Raw genomic sequence first — 603 nt, forward strand, 5'->3', positions numbered from 1 at the left:
CCCAGGGCTTCTTTTGCCTTTTTTTTCATTTGGTAAATTTCTTAACGTTTGTAGCTAAACGACAACCGTCATCCCGCTACGTGTTAGCGGCTAAGAGATACCGCGGCGGTATGACGGTTTGCGGCGGCATGACCTCGTCATTCCCCTACGTGTTAGCGGGATCTAGAGATACCGTGACGGTATGACGGTTCGCGCGGTGGCATGACCTCGTCATCCCGCTACTTGTTAGCGGGATCTATGTTAAGGTATGACGGTTAAGTAAGGGATCTATGTTAAGAGATACCGCGGCGGTATGACGGTTCGTGGCGGCGTGACGATAAGCTCGTCATCCCGCTACGTGTTAGCGGGATCTCTTGTTAGCGCCGCGGCGGTATGACGGTTCGTGGCAGCGTGACGATAACCTCGTCATCCCGCTACGTGTTAGCGCCGCGGCGGTATAGCTATACTTAAAAATATGGTTGAATAGTTGTTAATAATAGTGTATAATTATTAATCTTTTCTCAGTATTTTTACTATGGCTCTTTCTAAATTTCTCGATCCAAAGTTAGATTTAACATTTAAGAAAATCTTTGGCACTGAAAAAAATAAGAATATTCTTATCCA

The 603-nt window shown here is 45.8% G+C and carries 1 pseudogene; it reads left to right on the forward strand.

The features are described from left to right. Positions 1 to 514 precede the first annotated feature (514 nt). Positions 515 to 603, forward strand: a pseudogene (locus OZD64_RS06785) (Rpn family recombination-promoting nuclease/putative transposase); the annotation flags it as partial.

It is taken from the genome of Wolbachia endosymbiont of Drosophila tristis (genome assembly GCF_028981745.1).
GTDB lineage: Bacteria > Pseudomonadota > Alphaproteobacteria > Rickettsiales > Anaplasmataceae > Wolbachia > Wolbachia pipientis.